Origin of the sequence: Mesorhizobium sp. (assembly GCF_017306585.1) — a bacterium.
In the GTDB taxonomy this organism is placed as follows: Bacteria; Pseudomonadota; Alphaproteobacteria; order Rhizobiales; family Rhizobiaceae; genus Mesorhizobium.
The window spans coordinates 1-1,316 of the sequence record NZ_JAFKIC010000312.1 but is presented as its reverse complement, the minus strand read 5'-3'; the positions used below and the strand labels follow the sequence as shown (position 1 = coordinate 1,316).

The following is a 1,316-nucleotide window of genomic DNA, read 5'->3' as shown; positions in this document are numbered from 1 at the left end:
GACGAGGACCTGATCGTCGGCGCCCGCAACGGCCCGCCGCTGGCCGTCGGCCATGGCGACGGCGAGATGTTTTTGGGCTCGGACGCCATCGCGCTGGCGCCGTTCACCAATTCGATCACCTATCTCGAGGATGGCGACTGGGCGGTGGTGCGCCGCAACGGCGTCGCCATCTTCGACATTGACGGCAGACAAGTCGAGCGCAGGCGCCAACAGTCGCTCTCGACCAGCTTCATGGTCGACAAGGGCAACCGCCGCCACTTCATGGAAAAGGAAATCCATGAACAGCCCGAGGTGATCTCGCACACGCTGGCGCATTACGTGGATTTCGTCTCCGGCGTCTCCAAGCCGCTCGACCTGCCCTTCGACTTCGCCAAGATCGGCCGGCTGGCGATCTCCGCCTGCGGCACCGCCTATCTCGCCGGCCTGATCGGCAAATACTGGTTCGAGCGTTATGCGCGGCTGCCGGTCGATATCGATGTCGCCTCCGAGTTCCGTTACCGCGAAATGCCGCTGTCGGAGAACGACGCCGCCTTCTTCATCTCGCAGTCGGGCGAGACTGCCGACACGCTGGCCTCGCTGCGCTATTGCCGCAAGGCGGGCATGAAGATCGGCGCGGTGGTCAATGTGCGGGAATCGACCATGGCGCGCGAATCCGATGTCGTGCTGCCGACGCTGGCCGGTCCGGAGATCGGCGTCGCCTCGACCAAGGCTTTCACCTGCCAGCTCTCGGTGCTGGCTTCGCTTGCCGTGCGGGCCGGCGTGGCGCGCGGCACGATTTCGGCTGAGGAGGAGAAGGCGTTGGTGCGCGCTTTGTCGGAAGCGCCGCGCTACGCCAACCAGGTGCTGAAGCTCGAAGAGCAGATCGAACGGATCGCGCGCGAGATCTCGCGCTATTCCGATGTGCTCTATCTCGGCCGCGACACCAATTTCCCGCTGGCCATGGAAGGCGCGCTGAAGCTCAAGGAAATCTCTTACATCCACGCCGAGGGCTATGCGGCGGGCGAACTGAAACACGGCCCGATCGCGCTGATCGACGAGAACATGCCGGTCATCGTCATCGCGCCGCATGACCGGATTTTCGAGAAAACCGTGTCGAACATGCAGGAAGTGGCGGCGCGCGGCGGCAAAATCATCCTGATCACCGACGCCAAGGGCGCGGCGCAGGTGAGCCTGAAGACGATGGAGACGATCGTGCTTCCGGACGTGCCGGAACTCATCTCGCCGATCATCTATGCGCTGCCGATCCAGATGCTGGCCTATTTCGCCGCCGTCTTCATGGGCACCGACGTCGACCAGCCCCGCAATCTCGCCAAGTC

At 63.8% G+C, this 1,316-nt stretch carries 1 protein-coding gene; it reads left to right on the top strand.

Translation table 11 applies throughout. The annotated features are described in order from the left end of the window. The coding region (glmS, locus tag J0I79_RS33910; protein WP_292870200.1) for a glutamine--fructose-6-phosphate transaminase (isomerizing) at window positions 1–1,316 on the top strand (1,316 nt) is incomplete at both ends.